The sequence below is a fragment of the Chryseobacterium sp. JV274 genome (assembly GCF_903969135.1).
Taxonomy (GTDB): Bacteria; Bacteroidota; Bacteroidia; order Flavobacteriales; family Weeksellaceae; genus Chryseobacterium.
Window position 1 is genome coordinate 3,566,825 of record NZ_LR824569.1, and the last position, 22,377, is coordinate 3,589,201.

18 protein-coding genes and 1 pseudogene are annotated in these 22,377 nt (G+C 35.4%); 8 read left to right on the forward strand and 11 right to left on the reverse strand.

The features are described from left to right. Positions 1-5: 5 nt before the first annotated feature. Positions 6-1,760: a discoidin domain-containing protein gene (locus CHRYMOREF3P_RS16495; RefSeq protein ID WP_180565061.1), complete on the forward strand. Its 1,755-nt coding sequence runs from the start codon at positions 6-8 to the stop codon at positions 1,758-1,760. 49 nt (positions 1,761-1,809) lie between these two features. Here CHRYMOREF3P_RS16495 and CHRYMOREF3P_RS16500 read toward each other — a convergent pair whose 3' ends face one another. The 3 genes from CHRYMOREF3P_RS16500 to CHRYMOREF3P_RS16510 form a co-directional block, all read right to left on the reverse strand. Continuing rightward, a complete protein-coding gene (locus tag CHRYMOREF3P_RS16500) occupies positions 1,810-2,670 on the reverse strand; it encodes an alpha/beta hydrolase (RefSeq protein WP_180565062.1) in 861 nt (286 codons plus the stop codon). 83 nt (positions 2,671-2,753) lie between these two features. Continuing rightward, positions 2,754-5,006: a TonB-dependent receptor domain-containing protein gene (locus tag CHRYMOREF3P_RS16505; protein ID WP_180565063.1), complete on the reverse strand. Its 2,253-nt coding sequence runs from the start codon at positions 5,004-5,006 to the stop codon at positions 2,754-2,756. Positions 5,007-5,051: 45 nt separating this feature from the next. Continuing rightward, the gene (locus CHRYMOREF3P_RS16510) at positions 5,052-7,313 is read right to left on the reverse strand and encodes an outer membrane beta-barrel family protein (RefSeq protein ID WP_180565064.1); all 2,262 of its coding nucleotides are present in this window, start codon (positions 7,311-7,313) and stop codon (positions 5,052-5,054) included. A gap of 321 nt (positions 7,314-7,634) precedes the next feature. Between CHRYMOREF3P_RS16510 and CHRYMOREF3P_RS16515 the strand changes: the two genes are divergently transcribed. Beyond that, positions 7,635-9,416 carry a carboxypeptidase-like regulatory domain-containing protein gene (locus CHRYMOREF3P_RS16515; RefSeq protein ID WP_180565065.1) on the forward strand — a complete coding sequence of 594 codons (1,782 nt, stop codon included), beginning with the start codon at positions 7,635-7,637 and terminating at the stop codon, positions 9,414-9,416. Positions 9,417-9,466: 50 nt separating this feature from the next. Here the strand turns inward: CHRYMOREF3P_RS16515 and CHRYMOREF3P_RS16520 are convergent, their stop codons facing one another. From CHRYMOREF3P_RS16520 to CHRYMOREF3P_RS16540, 5 genes and pseudogenes are all read right to left on the reverse strand, one after another. Beyond that, entirely contained in the window at positions 9,467-9,805 is a 339-nt protein-coding gene (locus CHRYMOREF3P_RS16520; protein WP_180565066.1) for a DUF3817 domain-containing protein, read from the reverse strand. 84 nt (positions 9,806-9,889) lie between these two features. After that, positions 9,890-10,474, reverse strand: a complete 585-nt coding sequence (gene nadD / locus CHRYMOREF3P_RS16525; RefSeq protein ID WP_180565067.1) for a nicotinate (nicotinamide) nucleotide adenylyltransferase — start codon at positions 10,472-10,474, stop codon at positions 9,890-9,892. 33 nt (positions 10,475-10,507) lie between these two features. After that, positions 10,508-10,869, reverse strand: a pseudogene (locus CHRYMOREF3P_RS24410) (four helix bundle protein). A gap of 38 nt (positions 10,870-10,907) precedes the next feature. Next, positions 10,908-12,620, reverse strand: a complete 1,713-nt coding sequence (recJ, locus tag CHRYMOREF3P_RS16535; protein ID WP_077413628.1) for a single-stranded-DNA-specific exonuclease RecJ — start codon at positions 12,618-12,620, stop codon at positions 10,908-10,910. Between the two features lie 80 nt (positions 12,621-12,700). Beyond that, positions 12,701-13,723 carry a hypothetical protein gene (locus CHRYMOREF3P_RS16540; protein ID WP_180565068.1) on the reverse strand — a complete coding sequence of 341 codons (1,023 nt, stop codon included), beginning with the start codon at positions 13,721-13,723 and terminating at the stop codon, positions 12,701-12,703. Positions 13,724-13,816: 93 nt separating this feature from the next. Between CHRYMOREF3P_RS16540 and CHRYMOREF3P_RS16545 the strand changes: the two genes are divergently transcribed. Then, entirely contained in the window at positions 13,817-14,629 is an 813-nt protein-coding gene (locus tag CHRYMOREF3P_RS16545; protein ID WP_077413693.1) for a M48 family metalloprotease, read from the forward strand. Between the two features lie 76 nt (positions 14,630-14,705). Here CHRYMOREF3P_RS16545 and CHRYMOREF3P_RS16550 read toward each other — a convergent pair whose 3' ends face one another. Then, positions 14,706-16,328 carry an ABC-F family ATP-binding cassette domain-containing protein gene (locus CHRYMOREF3P_RS16550; RefSeq protein ID WP_077413630.1) on the reverse strand — a complete coding sequence of 541 codons (1,623 nt, stop codon included), beginning with the start codon at positions 16,326-16,328 and terminating at the stop codon, positions 14,706-14,708. A gap of 121 nt (positions 16,329-16,449) precedes the next feature. Here CHRYMOREF3P_RS16550 and smpB point away from each other — a divergent pair, with 121 nt between their 5' ends. The 5 genes from smpB (at position 16,450) to CHRYMOREF3P_RS16575 (ending at position 21,187) form a co-directional block, all read left to right on the forward strand. Then, positions 16,450-16,908, forward strand: a complete 459-nt coding sequence (smpB, locus tag CHRYMOREF3P_RS16555) for an SsrA-binding protein SmpB (RefSeq protein WP_180565796.1) — start codon at positions 16,450-16,452, stop codon at positions 16,906-16,908. Between the two features lie 77 nt (positions 16,909-16,985). After that, on the forward strand, positions 16,986-18,497 hold the full coding sequence (locus CHRYMOREF3P_RS16560; protein ID WP_180565069.1) for an OmpA family protein: 1,512 nt from the start codon (positions 16,986-16,988) through the stop codon (positions 18,495-18,497). Positions 18,498-18,592: 95 nt separating this feature from the next. After that, positions 18,593-19,333, forward strand: a complete 741-nt coding sequence (locus tag CHRYMOREF3P_RS16565) for a YebC/PmpR family DNA-binding transcriptional regulator (protein WP_077413632.1) — start codon at positions 18,593-18,595, stop codon at positions 19,331-19,333. Between the two features lie 57 nt (positions 19,334-19,390). Beyond that, positions 19,391-20,215 (forward strand): UDP-2,3-diacylglucosamine diphosphatase, encoded by an 825-nt coding sequence (locus CHRYMOREF3P_RS16570; RefSeq protein WP_047380663.1) that lies wholly within the window; start codon positions 19,391-19,393, stop codon positions 20,213-20,215. Continuing rightward, the gene (locus CHRYMOREF3P_RS16575) at positions 20,216-21,187 is read left to right on the forward strand and encodes a glycosyltransferase family protein (protein WP_180565070.1); all 972 of its coding nucleotides are present in this window, start codon (positions 20,216-20,218) and stop codon (positions 21,185-21,187) included. On the opposite strand, the gene CHRYMOREF3P_RS16580 is transcribed toward CHRYMOREF3P_RS16575, so the two are convergent. Both CHRYMOREF3P_RS16580 and CHRYMOREF3P_RS16585 read right to left on the reverse strand, forming a co-directional pair. Beyond that, the gene (locus CHRYMOREF3P_RS16580; protein WP_089692650.1) at positions 21,176-21,466 is read right to left on the reverse strand and encodes a GNAT family N-acetyltransferase; all 291 of its coding nucleotides are present in this window, start codon (positions 21,464-21,466) and stop codon (positions 21,176-21,178) included. The genes CHRYMOREF3P_RS16575 and CHRYMOREF3P_RS16580 overlap by 12 nt on opposite strands. A gap of 141 nt (positions 21,467-21,607) precedes the next feature. After that, positions 21,608-22,357 (reverse strand): RDD family protein, encoded by a 750-nt coding sequence (locus CHRYMOREF3P_RS16585; protein WP_077413635.1) that lies wholly within the window; start codon positions 22,355-22,357, stop codon positions 21,608-21,610. Positions 22,358-22,377: the final 20 nt, after the last annotated feature.

The following is a 22,377-nucleotide window of genomic DNA, read 5'->3' on the forward strand; positions in this document are numbered from 1 at the left end:
TAAAAATGAGACAATACTTTCTGTTATTAGCAATTTTTCTCGGAATCATTGCAGGAGCACAGCAGAAGACTTTCTGTAATCCTATCAATATTGATTATGGTTATACTCCTTTCGAAGTTTTTTCTAAACAGGGAAAACACCGTGCTACGGCAGATCCGGTGATTGTTAATTTTAAGAATAAACTGTTTCTTTTTTCTACGAATCAGGAAGGATATTGGTACAGTGACGATATGCTGGACTGGAAGTTTGTAAAAAGGAAATTTCTCAGAGACAATAAATACACTCATGATCTTAATGCTCCGGCAGTTTGGGCTATGAAAGACACTTTGTACGTTTATGGTTCTACCTGGGAGCAGGATTTTCCGATCTGGAAAAGTACAAATCCTACAAAAGATGATTGGAAAATTGCTGTAGATACCTTAAAAGTAGGAGCGTGGGATCCGGCATTCCACTATGATGAAGATAAAAATAAACTCTATCTGTACTGGGGTTCAAGTAATGAATGGCCATTGCTGGGAACAGAAGTGAAAGTGAAAAACCTTCAGTCTGAAGGTTTTGTAAAACCGATTATTAAATTAAAACCAGAAGACCACGGCTGGGAACGTTTCGGGGAGTATAATGATAATGTTTTTCTTCAGCCTTTTGTGGAAGGAGCATGGATGACAAAGCACAACGGAAAATATTATATGCAGTATGGTGCTCCGGCAACAGAATTCAGCGGATATTCTGATGGAGTATACGTAAGCAAAAATCCTTTGGAAGGCTTCGAATACCAACAGCATAATCCGTTTTCCTATAAACCGGGAGGTTTTGCCAGAGGAGCAGGTCACGGAGCTACTTTTGAAGACAATTATAAAAACTGGTGGCACATTTCAACCATCTTTATCTCCACTAAAAATAATTTTGAAAGAAGACTGGGAATTTGGCCGGCAGGTTTTGATAAAGATGATGTAATGTACTGTAATACAGCTTATGGTGATTACCCCACATACCTTCCGCAATATGCACAGGGAAAAGATTTTACAAAAGGTCTTTTTGCCGGATGGATGCTGTTGAATTATAATAAACCGGTTCAGGTTTCATCTACTTTAGGTGGATATCAGCCGAATAATGCTGTAGATGAAGATATCAAAACCTATTGGAGTGCCAAGACCGGAAATTCTGGAGAATGGTTCCAGACAGATCTTGGTGAGGTCTCTGCTATCAATGCCATTCAGATCAATTATGCTGACCAGGATGCAGAGTTTATGGGGAAAACCTTAGGAAAAATGCACCAGTACAAGATCTATGGATCCAATGACGGCAAGAAGTGGAGTGTAATTGTAGATAAAAGCAAAAATACAAAAGATGTTCCTCACGATTATGTAGAGCTGGAGCAGCCTGTAAAAGCCCGTTTCCTTAAAATGGAAAATCTGAAAATGCCTACAGGGAAATTTGCACTGAGCGGTTTCAGGGTATTTGGAAAAGGAGCAGGGAAACAGCCTTCAAAAGTTGAGGGATTTGTACCTTTAAGAGCTGATCCCAAGAAATATGGTGAAAGAAGAAGTATCTGGATGAAGTGGCAGCAGAATCCTGATGCAGACGGCTATGTAATCTATTTCGGGAAGTCTCCTGATAAATTGTATGGAAGCATTATGGTATACGGAAAGAATGAATATTTCTTTACAGGAGCAGACAGAACAGATGCTTATTATTTCCAGATTGAAGCTTTCAATGCCAATGGGGTTTCAGAAAGAACAGCCGTTGCAAAATCTGAATAAATACCATTAATAGATAAAAGAATAACACGTTTTGAAGTATCAGAACGTGTTATTTTTTTGTTAGTCTTTTAAGAAAAGCTTCAATTTTATTGATAAGAAATTCATCATTAGGCTGTTTATCCCAATCCAGATGTCCACCATTGAATGGATAAGACTCATGGATAACATGATTTTTATTTAAAACTGAATCTAAGATTTTTTCCTGAGTAGAAGGTATGACATGATCCGAATTTCCATAATAAGATAAGGTAGGAGGGGAGTTTTCTCTTATCCATTTTACAGGACTTGCAAAATCTATTCGTGTTGTGCCCTTTTTCGGTACAGCGGGATCTACAAGCCTTTTTTCCACAAAAGAATATTCCTGATAATTTCTGAAACCCGGATCTGATAGATCTGCAGGACCAACAATATTAATTACAGCTTTTACTTTTTTGTCAATATCGAATTGATAGGCATATAACATAGACAAATGCCCGCCGGCACTGTTTCCTAATAAAATCAGGTTGGGGTGGTAACCCAGTTTATTTTTTAGCAACTCAGTCACTTTTCTAATATCCTCAGCCTGATTCGGAAGTCCAAATTGAGTTGCTGAAGCCAGTCTATAATTCATGTTGACGAAAATATGATCAGGAAATCTCTGCATCAGAGAAAGTGTGAAGAAAGTCAATTGTGACTTATTTCCACTGCGCCAGCCTCCACCATGGATAATGATGAAGACTTCTTTTTTGGTATTTGTTTTTTTGTTTGGAATATAAAGATCCATGACCTGCTTATCGCTATTCCCATAATGAATATTTTCTTCTTTATCAAAGCTGGCATTTTTACCCAGTTCTATCTTTTTTTCCTTGCAGCCAATCCATAGAAAAAGCAGGATTAAGCAAACCGAAATAATATGTATATCTTTTTTCATAGCAATTAAATATAAAAAATCCGCTGAAAAGAATCAGCGGATACTGTAAGAATAATTAATTGAATATGAAGAAAGATAGTTCTTTATCTTGTTCTGCTTTTGATAGCATCTGATGCACCTTCGATGTCTCGTACTTTTTTCACTTTCTGGTTTCCGAAATTGTAGGTAAGGCTTACCATCACATTTCTGTTGTAACGGTTTTGGTGGATGTAATTATAATTTCCATTCTCCTGGAAGTCTTCAATTTTAACGATATTGGTATTAAGAATATCATTGGCATTAACTGCGAAGGTCCACTCGTTCCACACTTTCTTGATGCTGAGGTCTAAACTCATTAAACTTTTCAGTAATCCAAGTTCGATCTGCTGCTTGTCTACGAAGAAATAATTAACTCCAAAGAACCATGTTTTCTTTTTATCAAGACGGATCGTGTTGTTGGTCTGGATCAAAAGACTGGTAGAATTAGTCTTGTTGGTGTATACAATATCTTCGCCCTTCTGATTCCTAAATCGATCTCCCGTAGTAGGATCCATATCAAGGCTTCCATTGTTGATATTATGCTGAACTCCAATATTGAAGTTGGTGGTCCAGTATTGTTTGAAGAATGATTTCTGAACCCCTACCATTGCAGACATTTCCTGTTTATTTCCGAAATTGGTTCTTATATATCTCAATACAGGATTGGGACCCACCGTACCATCAGGAGATACCGGATATCCCTGCAGCGGAACCTGAGTGATGGCATCCTGAATATAAGAATGGTTTAAAATCAGGAAGTATGAGTTTTTAAACATATAAGTTAATTCCTGATTGTAAGTAGATGAAGCCTTTACAAAAGGGTTGTTCTGAGTATAATTATCATCTGTCAGAATGTTTCTTACCGGATTGATTTCCCAGAAGCTCGGTCTTCTCATTCTGCTTGAAAAGGAATAAGAAATATTGTTTTTATCATTGATTGCATAGTTGAAGCTCAAATAGGGAAGAAGGTTGTTATAATTTCTTTCAATCCTTTTAAGTTCATCTGTAGGGGCATTGTCAGAGGTTCCAAGACTGTTTGTAATTTCATATCTCGCTCCGATTTTTCCAGAGATTTTATCCGATAATTTCTTTTCTATCGTCAGATAAGCACCATAAATATTTTCATCATAGATAAAGTGGTTCGGTCTTGAATCCGGAACTTCTGCGGGATTAAAAGAATACGTAATGTTTTTAGAATCGTTGTCTGTTTTGGTTTTGTTATAATTTCCCCCTATTGAAATAGTCAGATCATTTTTAAATTTCTGATTATAATCTACCATTCCGGAGAAGTTATTAATGATCTGTGGAAGATCCTGGAATAACTGTGTAGTCATTTTTCCAACTCCCATATTCGCATCAGACATATGTGTTCTGTTGTCTGTAAACTGGAATCTTTTATAATTAAGATAAGCCGCATTTACATTAAGCTTACTGCCTAAGGAATCGGTCTTTAATTCATAATTTAAATTCACGGAATTGTTGTAAGATCTTGCATCTTCTTTATTCTTGGACCATGTATATTTTGTTCCGTTTTCTGTCTTAATGGTATTGAAAAGATTTACGGTAGAATTATAACTTTTATTAGCCCATGTGTTCCATGATAAAGCCAAGTTGCTTTTATCGTTCAGCTGATAGTCAATATTCAGATAACCTCCGATATTTTTGTTCGGATCATCAATATCTCCCGTAGATTCGTTAGATGTTTTGGCAGTTCCGTTTCTTAAAGTGTAGGTTTGTGCCTCTATATTTTCACCACCGCTTAGGTTGGCGCTCACTCCCAGTTTACCTTTTCGATAGTTGGCAGAGAAACTGGCCTGGCTTCCGTTGTATTTACCGGTTGTATTAGACATTCTCATATTTCCGTTGAGACCGTCACTCATTTTTTTCTTTAAAACGATATTGATGATACCATCCGATGATTCTACCTGATACTCACTGCCAGGAACAGTAATCACTTCAATTTTCTGGATGTTTTCTGCCGGAGTATTTTTCAGGAACTGAGCCAGCGACTCAGAGTCCATATTGCTTTTTCTTCCGTTGATATAGATCAGAGCATTATTTTTCCCTGCGATTTTTAATGTTTTATCATCTGTGGAAGACAATAGAGGAGTCTGTTTCAGAAGGTCAAAAGTGGTATTTCCTTTAGCTACTGGTGATGCTGCCACATCATATACAAAACGGTCACTTTGCTTTTTGAAAACCTGTTTTGTAATGGTAACTCCTTCTATATTTTTTGTTTTTGCCGTATCAGATTTCTTCTCCTGTGCAAGTGCACAAGTACCGAATACGATAGCCATTGACAAAATTATACGTTTCATGTTTGTTTTTATTTAAGAGTGGATTTGTGATATAAGTTGTGCAGATTAGGTTCTTGATTTTACAGCATCATTAGCTGATTTCATTTCCCTTGCCTTTTTCAGTTTCTGATTTCCGAAATTATAAGTAACCCCGATGCTCATGAGCCTTGGATAGTTGAAGTTGGTTATATTGTTATATTTTCCGTTTGGCTGTACTCCTTTAACGCTGTAAAAGCTTTGGTTAAATAAATCGCTTACTTCCGCTACAATGGTCCAGTCGCCTGCAATTTTTTTCAGACTAAGATCAAAGCTTTGTCTTGCTCCTATCATACCTCCTTCCATAGCGGTCTGGCTTGCAAAGAAGTAATTAACTCCTAAGAACCAGTCTTTTTTAGATGAAAGTCTGATAATATTATTGATCGTTACAGACATATTGTAGTTTTTTACATCAATGATATAAGGATCCAGTGACTCGGATTCGTACTGACCTAGCTGAGACGTTGGATCTTCCCATACTCCGCCTTTGTAGGTAACATAACCCAAATTAACAGAATAGTTAGTTGTCCATATGTCTTTGAACCATGACTTGTTCATTCCCAGCGTAAGAGCGAGCTCTCTGTTTTTACCGTAATTGGTTCTTATATACCTTAGGAATCTAGTTGTTCGCATGATCATATTTCCGCCTGGACCATAGACTATATTTCCATTTTTATCCCTTTCTGGAGTTGTTAAAGTCCCTTGTAATGGAAGCATGTCAGAGGCAGATGCATCTTCTACCATATTAAAGCTAAGATTGGCATAAAATGCATTTTTGTACATATAGTTCAGCTCCTGATTATAAAATTTTGAAGCAAGAACAAATGGATTGTTCTGTGTATAATTCGTAGGAGTGAAATACGTTCTGGACGGATTGAGTTCCCAGAATCTTGGTCTTCGGATTCTGCTTGAGAAAGTATAGCTCAGATTGTGATCAGAATTGATGGCATAATTTAAATTCAGATAAGGTAAAAGATTGTTGTAATTTCTTTCAAACCCTGTTTTTTCCAGAATTTCTCCGGTACTTCTTGTCATTTCATATCGGGCTCCTATTTTTCCGGATATTTTCTCAGTCAGTTTACGTTCATAGTTCAGGTAAATACCTAAAATATTTTCTTTATAAATGAAGTGATTGGTTTGTTTAGGATCTATCACAAAATCACTACCTATTAATTTGTCTTGTTTGGTATCATTATCAGTGTTCGTATGATTGTAGCTGATTCCCATTAACCATGTTGCGCCTTTAGCCGTTTTTTTCAGGTAGTCGATATTTGCTGCATAGTTGTTAATGATCTGAGGTACTGATTGATGAAGTGCAGAATATTTGTTGATGGTATCATTAGTTAAAGGAAAACTTTCATTAAAACTTACTTTATCTCTGTTGAACCATAAGTAAGAAATGTTTGAGGTAAGTCTGCTTCCCAGAGAATCGGTTTTCATTTCATAATTTAAATTGAAAGAATGATTTCTCGTTTGTGCATCTTCATTATTGACCGTTCTATTATTTAAAACCCCATTTTGCCAGTTGGTAATATCCAATACAGAATTGAAACTTTTATTATATCTCATGTTGTAGGAGAAACCAAGACTATGCTTTTTATTGATCTCATAATCAACATTAAACCCTCCGCCAAAATTTTTATTGGGATCATCATTAAATCCAAATGATTCATTTTTGAATGTAGGATCTCCGTTAGAGAGTGTATATCTTTGTCTGTCTGTCCAGCTTCCCGTTCTGAAGTTTGAGTTACCGGACCACTTTCCTTGTCTGAAGTTAAAAGAAGCTCCTGAATTAGGGTTGTTGTAATAAGCCTGCTCATTCTGCATTTTCAACGTTCCGTTATAACCGTTGTTTTTGCTTTTTTTCATTACAATATTGATTACGCCTTCTTTGGATTCAACCTGAAATTCACTTCCCGGAACTGTAATCACTTCAATTTTCTGGATATCCTCTGATGGAGTAGATTTCAGCATTTCAATCAATGCCTCAGAATCCATATTTGTTTTCTTATTGTTGATGTAGATCACCGCATCATTTTTTCCCAAAATCTTCAGTGTTTTTCCATCAATGCTGGAAATCATTGGAGTTTGTTTCAAAAGATTAAAGGTGTTGGTTCCCTTAGCAATAGATGAAGAAGCTACATCGTAAACTAAACGGTCTCCTTGTTTTTTGAAAACCTGCTTCTTGATATTCACTGCATCAATAGCATTTACTTTCAAACTGTCTTTTTTCTGCTGGGCAGTTACAAGTCCACCGAAAAATAGTGCTGCAATAAGAATTTGAGTTTTCATGATATTATTTTTTAATTAATAGCTTGTATGGTTTGTTATTTTACATTACAAAGATATATAATAAATTTAGTATCATGCAATGCAAAGTACTTAAAATGTTTTTAAACTTTATTTAAGTATTTGATTATCAGTAACTAAAATTTTATATCAATTTTGAGTTTCAATGGTTTTATTACTTAATTAGACAATTTGAAGTTCATTTTTGTTACATGACAATATGAAATTGATGGAAATTTTAAAAAATATTTAATGAGAAATCAGAAAAGATAACAATGATTGCATTTTATTATTAATTTAGTAAAAACTAAAAATTAATACCATATGCGAAAATTTTATCTCTTATTATTGTTGTTTGTGTTGATGTTTTCATGTAAAAATGAAACTTTCTCAGAAATAGAGGACGACACAACAAACCCTCCATCCAATTATAATTTTGGGAATACGACGCAAAAGAATTTTCAGGGTGTCGTTCTTGATACGAACGGGCTTCCGGTATCAGGAGCAACGGTTACAATCGGAACAAGTACAGTTACAACCAATCTTAAAGGTTTCTTTACATTTAAAAATGCTTCGGTAAAAGAAAATTTTGCCCATATAAAAGTGACAAAATCCGGCTATGTAAATGCATCGAGGGTTTTGGTACCTACCAACGGAATAAATAGGGTGAATATCATGATGATTCCCGCAACAACGACATCTACAATTACCACGGGTTCTACCTCTACAGTTTCATTACCAAACGGAACAAAAGTGAAATTTGACGGAAGTTTCAAAGATGCAAACGGAAACGCCTATTCAGGAAATGTGAGTGTTGGGGTCTTTCATTTAGCACCATCCAATCAATATCTTAATGAATTAATGCCTGGATCATTTTTGGCAACCAATTCAGGAGGTAATGCCAGAATAATGGAAACATTTGGAATGCTGCATGTACAGTTGACAGGAACTGCGGGACAAAACCTTCAGCTTGCAAACGGACATACCGCAGAAATAACTGTTCCTGTGGATGCCACACAAACTTCCAGTTCACCGACTACAATTCCATTATGGTCTTATAATGAAGATACAGGAATGTGGAAAGAAGAAGGTTCTGCTACAAAGATTGGAAATGCTTATGTAGGAACAGTAAGTCATTTTTCCTGGTGGAATTATGATGCACAGTTTGAACAGGCAACCATGAAAGTAACTGTAAAAAACTCTGCAGGGCAGGTTTTACCTAATACCAAGGTAGCTTTAAAGAGAAGCTCTCAAACGTATGAGACTTACGGAATGACGGATAATGCAGGGGTGGTTTCCGGAATTGTTCCGGCAGGTGAAACTCTTAGTTTAAAAGTTTATGATGTCTGTAATAATGTAATTTATGCATCGAACGTAGGCCCTTTTCCAACAGGAGTCATAACGACTATTTCTGATATTGTTGTAAACCCTTCTACATCTACCAGCTATACCATTCAGGGAGTTCTGAAAACATGTGCCAATGCCAATGTGAGTGATGGTTATGTAGAATTGAAACCAACAGTAAGTACAAATTATTTCCAGTATATGTCAGTCCCGGTAGATAATAACGGAGGTTTTATATTCAATACGTATTCATGCACAGCAAATCCACAGTTTAGGTATGAAGGATTTGATAACGTTAATTTTCTGAGTACTAATGAAGTTACTTTCACTGCCACATCTACTACTATGAATTTGGGGAATATCATGGCTTGTAGCTCTGTGAATGAATTTGTGAGTTATAAAATTGATAATCAACCTATTATTAATTTGTCAGGATCGTTCAATGCGCAATGGACAGGTCTTACTTCTACATCACCTAATCTGCCAGCCAAACAATTAAGAATAATCTCAACAAATCCAATTGGGCCAACTTTCTTTATGACTCAAAACAATATGACAGGAATTACTGCAAGTTTTACCAATAACTATATGTTTGAGTTTTCGGGGGGATCCATTACATCAAATAACGGGAATTTGGTTGTTGATATAACTGCTTTTGGAGCTTTGGGAGACTACATTGATTTTACAGTTAACGGAACTTTTACAGATAATTCCGGTAATCATACCTTTACAGCAACAGGACATGTAAAACGGGATATGTAATACTATTCAAAATAAAAAGGACCGAAAAGGTCCTTTTTTTATTATATTATTTATTTTCTGTCGAATCGGGCTAGTTTTTTGTCTACCCAAACCGTTGCAAAAGGGAAGAATGCAGATAATAAGGCAAAAACAAAATCTTCATCATCCCAATTATAAATTTTTCTTGCAGGAAGGCAGAGTAAAAGGTAAAGCGTAAAAAATAATCCGTGTAAACTGCCAATAACGCTGATGAAGATAATGGAATACAAATTTTCATCATATCGGATCCATATCATCGCAACACAGTACAGTAAAAGACATGAAACAGCTTCTGCAACACATATCTGTTTAAACCATTTGATGATTTTTTCCTGAGAATATTTTGAGAAAAATTTTTCGATGAAGTCCATTTCTTGAGTTATGAGGTGAGAGTTAAAAGGTAAGAGTCTTTCTCTGGCTTTTAGTTTTTACCCTCTCATTTCTGATTTGCAAAATTACTTATAAAAACTGCTACCATCCAAATATTCAAAAACTTCAGGAGGTAACATCGGCCTTACATTTTTGCCGTCTTTAATCATATTACGGATTTCAGTGGCAGAAAGTTCTATGACCGGCGCCTTGATCAGAGAAATATTTTCATGCTGTAAATAGTCAGAATCTGCTTTTTCGCCTTCAAATACTCTTGGATAAACTATGATATGATGATTTTTGATCAGAACATCAGAATTTTTCCACTTGTGAAGACTCTTCAGGTTATCTTCTCCCATAATCAGGCTGAAAGAATATTCAGGATACTTCTCATGGAGGTAAGTAAGGGTATCGATCGTATAACTTGGCATCGGAAGAGAAAATTCTACATTAGAAGCTCTCATATTCGGATAGTGCTTTACCGCAAGCTGTACCATATCGAGTCTGTTATGATCTTTCAGTAAAGACTTTTTGTCTTTAAACGGATTTTGTGGGCTCACTACAAACCAAAGCTCATCCATATCAGAATTTTCCAGAATATAATTCGCCAGAATAAGATGTCCGATATGAATAGGATTAAATGATCCGAAAAATAAACCGATTTTTTTCATTGTTACAAGGAGTTAGGTTGCAGGAATTAGGTCTTAGGGAGTTTGAAGTTTTGTAATTACTACATTCAGCATTTTTGATATTTCGGATGTTTTTTCGATTAAAATTTGAAAATTTTCAGGATTCAAATAATTTAAATTTTTTGAAATAATCAATTGGTTTCCAATTCAGCACTGCTGCCTCTTGCAATTTTCAAAAACTGAAGATAGTCACTAGTAGATCTTCTGGAGTGACCTTCAGCAATATTAGATGGAATTGAAATTGAGGATCTGCGGATCTGACTTGTAAGCCCATACAGTTCTTCTTTTGGAAAAGCTGTTGTTACTGTATAGATTTCTGTAACGAGATCTACAGATTTTTGCCAGACGATTAATTCCTTATAATTTCCCATATGCATTTCCCTATTCCCTTATTGCTAAATCCTAATCCCTATTCTCAATCCCTAAACTTCACATCCTTAATATTTAGATAATGAGTGACGTTGCCTTTCCAGTGGTTTTCTTCAAGGGTAAAAGCAAGGTCGAAATTTTTATTTTTAAAATCTTCAACAAATGGTCCTAGTTTGAAGCCTACACATTCAATGTTTCGTCCTGTGGATTCCTGCTTGATATAAAACTTCAGGTGGTTATTATCTTTTCCCATTGTTTTTACATAACCAGACAGTTTCTGATCCGTCAATGTAAAAATAGGTTTCATATTGTGAGGTCCAAATGGAGCCAGTTTTCTGTGAAAATTGATAAACTCTCTGTTGATTTCATCAATTGTAATTTCAGTATCAATGGCAATGGAAGGTTCTTTTTGATGGTCTTTGATTTTTTCAGAAACAATTTTTTCAAACCTTTCCTTGAAAGCATCAAATTTGTCTTTTTCCATAGAAAGTCCGGCAGCTGCGTGATGGCCTCCAAACTTAAGGAAATATTCCGAACACATATCAAGAGCTTCATGCACATCAAAATCAGAAACAGATCTCGCAGAAGCTACCATTTCCCCATTGTTACCATCAGTAAATACCAGTGTGGGTTTATAATAAGTTTCAATAAGCCTGGAAGCTACAATACCAATCACTCCTTTATTCCATTCAGGATGATAAACGATTGTTGTATGTTTTGTTTCTTGCTGAGACTCTATAATTTGGTTTAATGCCGAAAGAGTGGAATTCATATCCAGTTCTCTTCGTTCATCGTTAAGGTTCATGATATCACTCACAATCTGATTGGCATGTTTCAGATTGTCGGAAACCATAAGTTCTACGGCCGCTTTGCCATGAGAGATCCTTCCGGCTGCATTTATTTTAGGAGCTATTTCAAAAACAATATTGGAAATTTCAAAATGAGAAAGTTTATCCTCAGGAATCAACAGTCTTAGTCCCAGATTTCTGGTCTTTCTAAGAATTTTTAGTCCCATTTTAGCCAGTACTCTGTTTTCTCCTGTCATGGAAACAATATCAGCTGCAATAGAAATAGCCAGAAGATCAGTCAGTTCAAATAATTCTGCTTCTGGTAATTTATAGATTGTATTTAATCCCTGGCAAAGTTTAAAGCCAACACCGCATCCTGAAAGTTCTTTGAAGGGATATCGGCAGTCATTTCTTTTAGGGTCAAGTACAGCCGCAGCATCAGGAATTTCTTCACCCGGAAGGTGATGGTCGCAGATAATAAAATCTATATCCAGGTTACTGGCATAGCTGATCATATCAAGTGCTTTTATTCCACAATCCAGAGCGATGATCAATGAAAAACCATTTTCTTTGGCAAAATCAATTCCTTCAGTAGAAATTCCATATCCTTCAGAATTTCTGTCCGGAATATAATAGTCTAAATATTTTTTCTCAACAATTTTACTGAGATAAAGGTACATCAAAGCAACTGCAGTGGTTCCATCCACATCATAGTCACCATATACCAATATTTTTTCACCATTTTCAATAGCCGTTGCAATACGCTCTACAGCTTTTTGCATATCTGCCATTAAAAACGGATTATGTATATCGTTAAAGTTCGGTTTGAAGAATTCTCTGGCCTTTTGATAGTTGTCAATCCCTCTTAAAACGAGGATTTTAGATTCAAAAGTACCAAAACCAAGTGACGAACTTAGTCTGTCCACAACTTCCTCATCGGGTTCAGGCTTATAAATCCATTTTTGACTCATTTCACAAAAATAAGGAAAAAAGTTCTAAAAGCCTCTTTAAAAATCAGCAAATTAGATTTTAAAAATGAGCAGGATATCGCTTAATAAAACTCATACTTGTTGATGAAAATAAGAGTAGAATCTATCTTTCCATTCTTTTCTGAAACCATCTTTACGAGAACATTGTACTCATCCAAATCAAATTTTTCCAATGTCTTTTCATTGTTATCCTGAGTAAAGCTATCATCAAAAATCAGTGTTTTTCCAAAGTATTTTCTTTTCTGGTCAAATTTATATTCAGTATTTGCTGTTTCAATAAGAGTGAATTTATTTTCAGGATATTCCACTGTTGTCTGAGTTAAATTCTTTTCCTCGTCATATTCTTTTGTGATTTTTTTATTGTCTTTATACTCAATGAAATAAGAATTGTTATAATAAATTTTACCTTGATCAAAAACAGTCTTTGATATTAACTGATTTGAGGTATTAAATTGATATATAATATAATTATAATCCGAAGGCTGATCCTTAGACAATGCTTTTACTAGTTTTTTATTAAAATCATATTCAAAAACATAGGAACTTTTATTCTTTTTATTATTCAGCTTCAGAATATTTTTATCCTTGTCGAAATCTTCGGTCCTTCGTAAGTTTTCAATATATTCCCATTGGTTTTCATTGTTGCCCGTGATGGCTATTCCGGTGCTGTTCACAAGGATTATATTTCCTGCAGAATCATAGTGATATTCATTTAAACTTGCTCCGGTATTGGAGTGCAGAATAAGGGTTTTAACCGGCTGGTTTTTATCATTGTAAATATTTCTTTCAATAATAGTCAGGTATTTTCCATTCCAGTTTTCACTTACATATTGTCGATAATATTTATAAATCAAATTTCCATTTTTATCATATTCTAAAATATTAAGGTATTCTCCATTACTTTTTTGCTCAAGCCTTTTTAAATTTTTGGGGTAAGTTGATGATGTGAAGTTGACATTAAAGGGTAGATTATAAGTAGTAGAGGTCATCATTACATCTTCATAATCAGGCATATTATATCTTGTTTTTTCCTGCCCTGTGAATAGAGAAAAGAAAAATATAGTAAAAAGGTAAATGGTCTTCATTTTTCTTTTAAAATTAAAAAAATTGAGATTACTCTTTTAATTTAATAATTGTTTAAAAAAAGGCTATCTTCGTGCTCCAAATTTTAAATGATTATGAAAAAAATTACTCTATGCCTTATCTTATTAGGGGCTATGCATTCTATCAATGCACAAAAAATCAACCTCGGGAAAGCTGCCGGAATGGTTTCAAATGGTGCAAAAGCATTGACATTTACGAACGAAGATGCGGTTAAATTATCCAAAGAATCAGTAGACTGGATGGATAAAAATAATGCCGTAGCAGGACCTAAAGATCCGTATACCGTGAGATTGAACAAATTGTTTGGAAAACACAAATCTCAGGACGGTCTGAATTTGAATTATAAAGTTTATAAAGTAAAAGATATCAATGCATTTGCCTGTGCAGACGGAAGCGTACGTGTGTTCTCTTCTCTGATGGATATCATGACAGACAATGAATTGCTTGCCGTTATCGGGCATGAAATAGGGCACGTGAAAAATCAGGATACAAAAGATGCAATGAAATCTGCTTATCTGAAAGCAGCGGCATTAGATGCAGCATCATCAGCTTCTTCTGCAGTAGCTACTCTTAATGAGAGCCAGGTAGGAAAGATGGCTAATGCATTTTTGGATGCTTCGCACAGTAAGAAACAGGAATCAGAAGCAGATACCTACTCATACGACTTTATGAAAGCTAATAAATATGATGTTGTGGGAGCTTATACGGCTTTCAAAAAATTAGCGCTGCTTTCAGAAGGAAGTACACAAAGTAATTTTGAGAAAATGTTCAATTCTCATCCTGACAGTAATAAAAGGGCAGAGTCTATTAAAAAGAGAGCAGAAAAAGACGGGATGTGGAAAGACCCGGGAACGGTAACTTTGCCTACTGCAAAACTTACGAAATAATTGATTATATATTTCTAACAAAAAACCTCAAAGCACTGCCTTGAGGTTTTTTTATATAAATTTTAATGTTGTTCGATTAAGAATACATTTTTTCTCTTAATTCTTTTACCTTTTTATCAGCAAGGTATTCGTCATAAGTCATTTCTCTGTCGATGATTCCGTTAGGAGTCAGTTCAATGATTCTGTTACAGACTGTTGAAAGCATTTCGTGGTCATGAGATGCCAGTAAAAGATTTCCTTTGAAGTTAGATAAAGAGTTGTTCAAAGTGGTAATACTTTCAAGGTCTAAGTGGTTGGTAGGTTCATCTAATAAAAGAACGTTTGCTTTCTGAAGCATCATTCTGCTGAACATACATCTCATTTTTTCACCTCCTGAAAGTACTTTACAAGATTTTAAAGCTTCATCACCTGAGAAAAGCATTCTTCCAAGGAATCCTCTCATGAATTCTTCGTGACGCTCTTCATCATTTTTAGTGAATTGTCTCAACCAATCAACCAAGCTGATATCTTCCTGGAAGAATTTAGTGTTGTCTAAAGGCATTTGAGATTGGTTTGTTGTAACTCCCCAAGCAACAGTTCCTTTGTCTGCCTCAATATTTCCTGCTAAAATTTCGAAAAATTCTGTGATAGCTAAAGAGTTTTTTGAAAGAATAGCAACTTTGTCCCCTTTTTTAAGGTTTAAATCAATGTTTGAGAATAATAATTCTCCGTCTTTTGTTTTTTCAAGACCTTTTACATCTAAAATCTGATCTCCCACTTCTCTTTCCATTTCGAAAATAATAGCTGGATATCTTCTTGAAGATGGTTTAATATCGTCAATGTTTAATTTGTCGATCATTTTCTTTCTTGCTGTAGCCTGCTTTGCTTTAGCAACGTTTGAGCTGAATCTGGCAATGAAGTCCTGAAGTTCTTTTTTCTTTTCCTCAGCTTTCTTATTGGCTTGAGCTCTCTGTCTTGTTGCCAATTGAGAAGCCTGATACCAGAACGAGTAGTTACCTGTGTAAAGGTTAAGTTTAGCATAATCCAAGTCACCGATGTGCGTACAAACCGTATCTAAGAAGTGACGGTCGTGAGATACAACGATTACTGTATTTTCATAATCTGCAAGGAAATCTTCCAGCCATGAGATAGTATCAATGTCAAGGTCATTGGTAGGTTCATCCAGAATCAACACATCCGGATTTCCGAAAAGAGCCTGAGCCAAAAGAACCTTCACTTTGTCTTTGTTCTCAAGTTCGCTCATCACCTGCCAATGCATATCATCTTTTACTCCAACGTTTGAAAGCATTGTCTGTGCATCAGATTCTGCAGTCCAACCTCCCATTTCATCATAGATTACACCTAGTTCACCAGCTTTTATTCCGTCTTCATCAGAGAAATCTTCTTTTGCGTATAACGCATCCATTTCCTCTTTTATCTCAAATAATTTCTTGTTACCTCTCAAAACTGCTTCAAGAACAGTATACTGATCATAAGCAAAGTGATCCTGCTCCAAAACTGACATTCTTTTCCCTGGTTCCAGAGATACATGTCCTGTTGTAGGATCCTGCTTTCCTGTTAATATTTTAAGGAATGTAGACTTTCCCGCACCGTTTGCTCCGATGATCCCGTAGCAGTTTCCTTTGGTAAACATAATATTTACCTCGTCAAAAAGAACTCTTTTCCCGAATTGTAAAGATAAGTTAGATACTGTTAACATATAGTTTTGTAAATTTGGCGCAAAAATACGAAAAGAATTTGGGTATATTGTAATAATATAATAGTCAAGTTTTTAATTGTATGGTATTTTTTATATATTTCATTAACGAAATTTTAAAATGATGAAGATTGAGAAAACAGTTAGTATATTAAATAGAAGAGCCCGTTTTGAATATGAAATTCTTGAAGAATATGAAGCAGGAATGGTTTTGACGGGTACCGAAATAAAATCTTTACGTTCATCCAAAGCATCTATCACAGAATCCTTCTGTCAGTTTATTGATGGGGAATTGTACATCATTAACATGATGATTGATGAGTATAAATTGGGAACTTTTTACAATCATAAAACAAAAAGGGAACGGAAATTGCTCTTGCACAAAAAAGAATTACAAAAACTTGAAAAAAAGTTAAAGGATGCTGGGAACACCATAATACCTTTAAAATTATATATCACTGACCGAGGTAAAGCAAAGGTTCTGATAGCGCTGAGTAGAGGGAAAAAACTTTTCGATAAAAGGGAGGCGATAAAAGATAGAGAAAACAAACGGAACCTGGACAGAATATTAAAGAAAAGTTAAAAATCATTTGAAAAACTTTGTATATAAAGAAAAATTATATTTATTTTGCATTATCAATTATTTAATCATTTAATTCTATGAAAAATCTAAAATTAGGAATTTCAGCATTGGCGCTTACTGTTGCCTCTACTGTTTTCGCACAGACTACCAACAATCCGTGGTTAATCGGAGTTGGTGCTCATGCAGAAAACCACGTAGCAGCAAGAGGTAACTTCAGTAATACGTTCTCTGCTAACAATTTGACGAAAAGTATGTTCAATGTGAACAACTTCTCTATTACTCCTCCATTATCTAAGTTAACAGTTGCTAGAAATGTTGGTAAAGGTTTAGTAATTGACTGGCAGACTTCTGTTGGGAATGTTGAAAACAAAAGATTTAACATGGGGAAAGAATTTTTCCTAATGACAGGTCTTGGTTTCCAGGCTCACGCTGCAGGTCTTTTATGGAACGAAGAATCTTGGTTTGATCCATATTTAAGAGTTGGTGCTAACTACTTAAGACATGACTATACAGCTCTTACTTTCCCTAGAACATCTGTTGACGCTAACGGTAATCCAATCGAAAACGTTGTTAATGGTAAGGATGGTAACGAAAATGGTAAAGCTAACCACTTTACTGTAGCTACAGGTGCTGGTGCTAACTTCTGGGTAACTAAGAACTTCGGTCTTGGTGTTCAAGGAGATTATGTATCAACTCCAGGTGACCACTCTACAGTGGCTAACTTCTGGCAAGCTTCTGCTTCTATCTTATTCAGATTCGGAAACAGAGATAGAGATAAGGATGGCATCCTAGATAAAGATGATCTTTGTCCAGATACTCCAGGTCTACCAGAATTCCAAGGATGTCCTGATACTGACGGTGACGGAGTTCCAGATAAAGACGATCAATGTCCAGAAGTGGCAGGTCCAGTTGAAAACAACGGATGCCCTTGGCCAGATACTGACGGTGATGGTGTAATCGACAAAGATGACGCTTGTCCTACAGTAGCAGGTCCTGCTGAAAACAACGGTTGTCCTTGGCCAGATACAGACGGTGACGGTATCTTAGATAAAGATGATGCTTGTCCTACTGTTCCAGGTCTTCCTGAATACAACGGATGTCCTAAGCCAAAAGATGTTATCGCTAAAGAAGCTACGGGTGCTCTTAAAGATATCTTATTTGATTTCAATAAAGCTACAATCAGACCTGAATCTAGCGGTAAATTAGATCAAGCTGCAACAATCATTAAGCAATCTAACGATGGTACTTTCTTAGTAACTGGTCACACAGATAAGAAAGGTGCTGATGCATACAACTTGAAACTTTCTAGACAAAGAGCTGCTTCAGTAGTAGGTGCTCTAGAAGCTAGAGGTGTTAGTGGTAATCAGTTAAAATCTGTAGGAGTTGGTGAAAGAGACGCTACTGTTTCTGAAAAAGCTTCTGATGCTGAAAGAATTGTTGACAGAAAAGTAGTTGTTGAGGCTATCAACGGTGCTGCTTGGGATGCACTTAAGAAATCTGATCTAGAAGTTGTAGAGAAGAAGACTGTAGTGAAAAAAGCTAAAAAAGCTCCAGCTAAGAAAAAAGCTGCAGCTAAAAAGAAAAAATAATTAATTTTTCTAAATAATGAATACCTCCAAATTTTTTGGAGGTATTTTTTTTTTGTTGACTTTTGAGTAATTTTGTTGGAAATTTAAAAATTAAAATGGGAAGAGCATTTGAATATAGAAAAGCTTCTAAAATGGCCAGATGGGATAAAATGGCCAAAACATTCTCTAAAATAGGTAAAGACATCGCATTAGCTGTAAAAGCTGGTGGAACAGATCCGGAAGCGAATCCGGCCTTGAGAAGATGTATCCAGAATGCGAAAGGGGCAAACATGCCTAAGGACAACGTAGAACGTGCGATTAAGAAAGCAAGCGGTGCCGATGCAGAGAACTATGAAGAAATTACGTATGAAGGATACGGGCAAGGTGGTGTTGCTTTTTTTGTAGAATGTACTACAAACAATACAACAAGAACTGTAGCGAACGTGAGAGCTATTTTTAACAAGTTTGATGGTAACCTCGGGAAAAATGGTGAATTGGCATTTATTTTCGATAGAAAAGGAATTTTCACGCTTGATTTGGCTCAGATCAAAATGGATTGGGATGATTTTGAAATGGAAATGATTGATGGCGGAGCAGAAGATGTAGAAAAAGATGAAGAAGAAGTAATGATCACAACTGCTTTTGAAGATTTCGGTTCTTTATCTCACAAATTAGATGAGCTTGGTATTGAAGCGAAGAGTGCAGAACTTCAAAGAATTCCAAACAATACAAAAGAAGTAAATGCAGAACAGTTCAAAGCTAACATGAAAATGCTTGAGCGTTTCGAAGAGGATGATGACGTTCAAAACGTTTACCACAATATGGAAATCACAGAAGAGCTGATGGACTCTTTATAAAAAATAATATAGCATTCATATACAGTTAACGTTCAATTAGTTTCTTTGTACAAAACTATGAAAAGAAACGTTGAATTAGTTGTTATATCGGATGTTCATTTGGGAACTTATGGATGTAAGGCTAAAGAATTGTTGAGATATCTCAATTCTATCCAGCCTAAAACTTTAGTTTTGAACGGTGATATTATTGATATCTGGCAGTTTAAAAAGTCTTACTTCCCTAAACCTCATTTGAAAGTAATCAGAAAGATTCTTTCATTGGCAACCAAGAACACAGATGTCTATTATATCACGGGTAATCATGATGAAATGTTTCGAAAGTTCACAGATTTTGAACTTGGAAAACTTAAAGTCTGCAATAAAATCTGCCTGAATATTGATCAGAAAAAGACCTGGATATTTCACGGTGATGTTTTCGATGCATCCGTCCAGCACTCAAAATGGATCGCCAAACTTGGCGGAAAAGGCTACGACCTCCTGATTATTATTAATAATGTTGTAAATTGGTTCTTAGAAAAAATGGGTAAAGAGAAATATTCATTTTCGAAAAAGATCAAAAACAATGTGAAAAAAGCGGTAAAATATATTGGTGATTTTGAACTTACAGCTTCTGAGCTGGCTATTGACAATAATTATGATTATGTAGTTTGCGGACATATCCACCAGCCACAGATCCGTGAGGTTGTTAATAAAAAAGGATCCTGTACTTATTTGAATTCCGGGGATTGGATTGAAAATCTCTCTGCCTTGGAATACAATAATAAAGAATGGTCAATTTTTTATTATGACGAGCATAAACATTTGCTGAAAGATGATGAAGTAGAAGAAATTCAGGAAATGGATAATTCTGCTCTTTTAAAAATTGTAACCAACTTTTCCTAAATGAAGATTTTGTACGCATTCCAGGGTACTGGAAACGGTCACATTGCCAGAGCACAGGAAATTATTCCTATTCTCAAAAAATATGCATCCGTTGATACGTTGATCAGTGGACACCAATCGCAATTAAAGGCTGATTTTGACATTAATTTCCAATATAAGGGTATTTCCCTCCTTTATAACAAAACAGGCGGTTTATCCTACCGAAAAACGTTTACAGAAAATAAATTCCTTGAAGCGGCCAAAACAATACGAGAATTGGAGCTCTCACAATATGATTTAATAATTAATGATTATGAACCTTTAACGGGCTGGGCTTCCAAATTGAAAAAGCTTCCGATGATAGAACTGAGCCATCAGGCTTCTATGAGTTTTCCGGAAACACCAAAGCCAAAGAAAAAGGATTTTCTGGGAGAAATGATTTTAAAATACTATGTTCCCAGTGAAAGGAAAATAGGATTTCATTTTGAAAACTATCATCCTCAGATCAAAAAGCCTGTGATCAGAAGAAAAATAAGAAACCTTAATCCTTATAAACAGGGATATTATCTTGTATATCTTCCAAGTTTTGCAGATGAAAATATCATCAAGGTTTTAAGAAAAATTCCTGTGGAATGGAAAGTATTTTCAAAATACAGCAAAGTACAGGTTAAAGTAAAAAATGTGGAAGTATTTCCTATTGATGAAATGCAATACCTGAAGTATTTTGAAGGCTGTGACGGAATTTTGTGCAACGCAGGTTTTGAATCTCCTGCAGAAGCATTGTTTATGGATAAAAAACTATTTGTTATTCCTATCCACAATCAGTATGAACAGGAATGTAATGCATGTGCCCTTGACAAAATGGGAATACCCAATTCCAAGGTTTTAAATCTTCAGGAAATTATGGAATGGGTAGCTTCTGATCATCATCTGAAAGTAGATTACCCGGATGATATTGAAGATATTCTGCTCAATGAGGTTTTAATTCTTTAAAAAAATATCGTCCACATCACTCATTCTCATCATCACAGATCTTGCATAGGAACAGTGTGGATATACTTTCCAGTTGTTTTCTCGGGCAAATTTGATGGCTTCTTCTACTAAGAATTTTCCCATTCCTCGGCCTTCAAATTCGGGATGTACCAATACAAAAGAGATAATGAATTTATGATCTTCAGGGAAAATAGTATAGGTAAGCCTGCCTACTTCTTTTATTTCGTTATTGAGGGTAAGAACTCCGCCGTTTCCGGATTTATTGTTTTCAAATTTCATAATGCTGAACTTTACGATTAAAGATACAAAAATTGCACCGACCTTGCTGGTATGAGTAATAAGTAATGAATTCCGCAATCAAATTCTCAATATTTTTAAATTGACAATTCACTTGCGGAGCAACCTGCACTATTGGCCTGATTAATTATCTTTTCCCGTGTAGTAGTTATAATCTTTAATAATCACATTGATAAACTGTCTTTCCGTCATTTTAGAAGTGTCTATTTCCAGTTTTAGAATACTTTTAATTTTCTCAGACAGCTTACTGATGATCTGGCGGTCATCTACTTTCAACGCTTTGGTATAATTATCTTTGATGATTCTCATATCATTATCGCTCAAAGCAATGACTTGTGGAAAAGAAGGAATGTAATCTTGGTGGATATTCTCCAGGATTGTATGCGAGATATTGATATTGTTTTTCAGAGAAATGACAGCGGTTCCCGAAGCAATATCTCCCAAACGCTGGTTGTTTTTAGAAACAATCATAGAGATAAGTCCTATAACTCCAGCAAATGAAACATCAACAATTCTGAAAACCCAGCGGATCATATAATCGGCGAAACTGGCCTGATAGCCGTCAATCTTTACCACTTTGATTTTCATCAGCCTTTTGCCGGGTGTCTGGCCTTCCATTAAGCTTTCCAATACAAGCGGATAAATGTAAATAGGAAAAGTAAGGATAAGATATACAGCTCTTATAGACCATTCATCAAGGCCGTTTAATAAATATCCTAAGTCGAAAATATTGAAGAACAAATACAGGATAATCACCACATAAGCGATCCTGATCAGAAGATCAATAATGAAGGCAAGCATCCTTTCTCCTACGCCTGCAATATTAAAATTAATATTTACATTTTGTGAGGTATTTATCGCAATTTGAGACATATTTTTTATTATTTTAGCCT

Bases quoted from the DNA above. Each gene is read 5' to 3' on its own strand.
- CHRYMOREF3P_RS16540 (WP_180565068.1), bottom strand. From the start codon at position 13,723: ATGAAGACCATTTACCTTTTTACTATATTTTTCTTTTCTCTATTCACA.
- CHRYMOREF3P_RS16545 (WP_077413693.1), top strand. From the start codon at position 13,817: ATGAAAAAAATTACTCTATGCCTTATCTTATTAGGGGCTATGCATTCT.
- smpB (WP_180565796.1), top strand. From the start codon at position 16,450: ATGAAGATTGAGAAAACAGTTAGTATATTAAATAGAAGAGCCCGTTTT.
- recJ (WP_077413628.1), bottom strand. From the start codon at position 12,620: ATGAGTCAAAAATGGATTTATAAGCCTGAACCCGATGAGGAAGTTGTG.
- CHRYMOREF3P_RS16575 (WP_180565070.1), top strand. From the start codon at position 20,216: ATGAAGATTTTGTACGCATTCCAGGGTACTGGAAACGGTCACATTGCC.
- CHRYMOREF3P_RS16505 (WP_180565063.1), bottom strand. From the start codon at position 5,006: ATGAAACGTATAATTTTGTCAATGGCTATCGTATTCGGTACTTGTGCA.
- CHRYMOREF3P_RS16515 (WP_180565065.1), top strand. From the start codon at position 7,635: ATGCGAAAATTTTATCTCTTATTATTGTTGTTTGTGTTGATGTTTTCA.
- CHRYMOREF3P_RS16565 (WP_077413632.1), top strand. From the start codon at position 18,593: ATGGGAAGAGCATTTGAATATAGAAAAGCTTCTAAAATGGCCAGATGG.
- CHRYMOREF3P_RS16560 (WP_180565069.1), top strand. From the start codon at position 16,986: ATGAAAAATCTAAAATTAGGAATTTCAGCATTGGCGCTTACTGTTGCC.
- nadD (WP_180565067.1), bottom strand. From the start codon at position 10,474: ATGAAAAAAATCGGTTTATTTTTCGGATCATTTAATCCTATTCATATC.
- CHRYMOREF3P_RS16495 (WP_180565061.1), top strand. From the start codon at position 6: ATGAGACAATACTTTCTGTTATTAGCAATTTTTCTCGGAATCATTGCA.
- CHRYMOREF3P_RS16580 (WP_089692650.1), bottom strand. From the start codon at position 21,466: ATGAAATTTGAAAACAATAAATCCGGAAACGGCGGAGTTCTTACCCTC.
- CHRYMOREF3P_RS16500 (WP_180565062.1), bottom strand. From the start codon at position 2,670: ATGAAAAAAGATATACATATTATTTCGGTTTGCTTAATCCTGCTTTTT.
- CHRYMOREF3P_RS16550 (WP_077413630.1), bottom strand. From the start codon at position 16,328: ATGTTAACAGTATCTAACTTATCTTTACAATTCGGGAAAAGAGTTCTT.
- CHRYMOREF3P_RS16570 (WP_047380663.1), top strand. From the start codon at position 19,391: ATGAAAAGAAACGTTGAATTAGTTGTTATATCGGATGTTCATTTGGGA.
- CHRYMOREF3P_RS16510 (WP_180565064.1), bottom strand. From the start codon at position 7,313: ATGAAAACTCAAATTCTTATTGCAGCACTATTTTTCGGTGGACTTGTA.
- CHRYMOREF3P_RS16585 (WP_077413635.1), bottom strand. From the start codon at position 22,357: ATGTCTCAAATTGCGATAAATACCTCACAAAATGTAAATATTAATTTT.
- CHRYMOREF3P_RS16520 (WP_180565066.1), bottom strand. From the start codon at position 9,805: ATGGACTTCATCGAAAAATTTTTCTCAAAATATTCTCAGGAAAAAATC.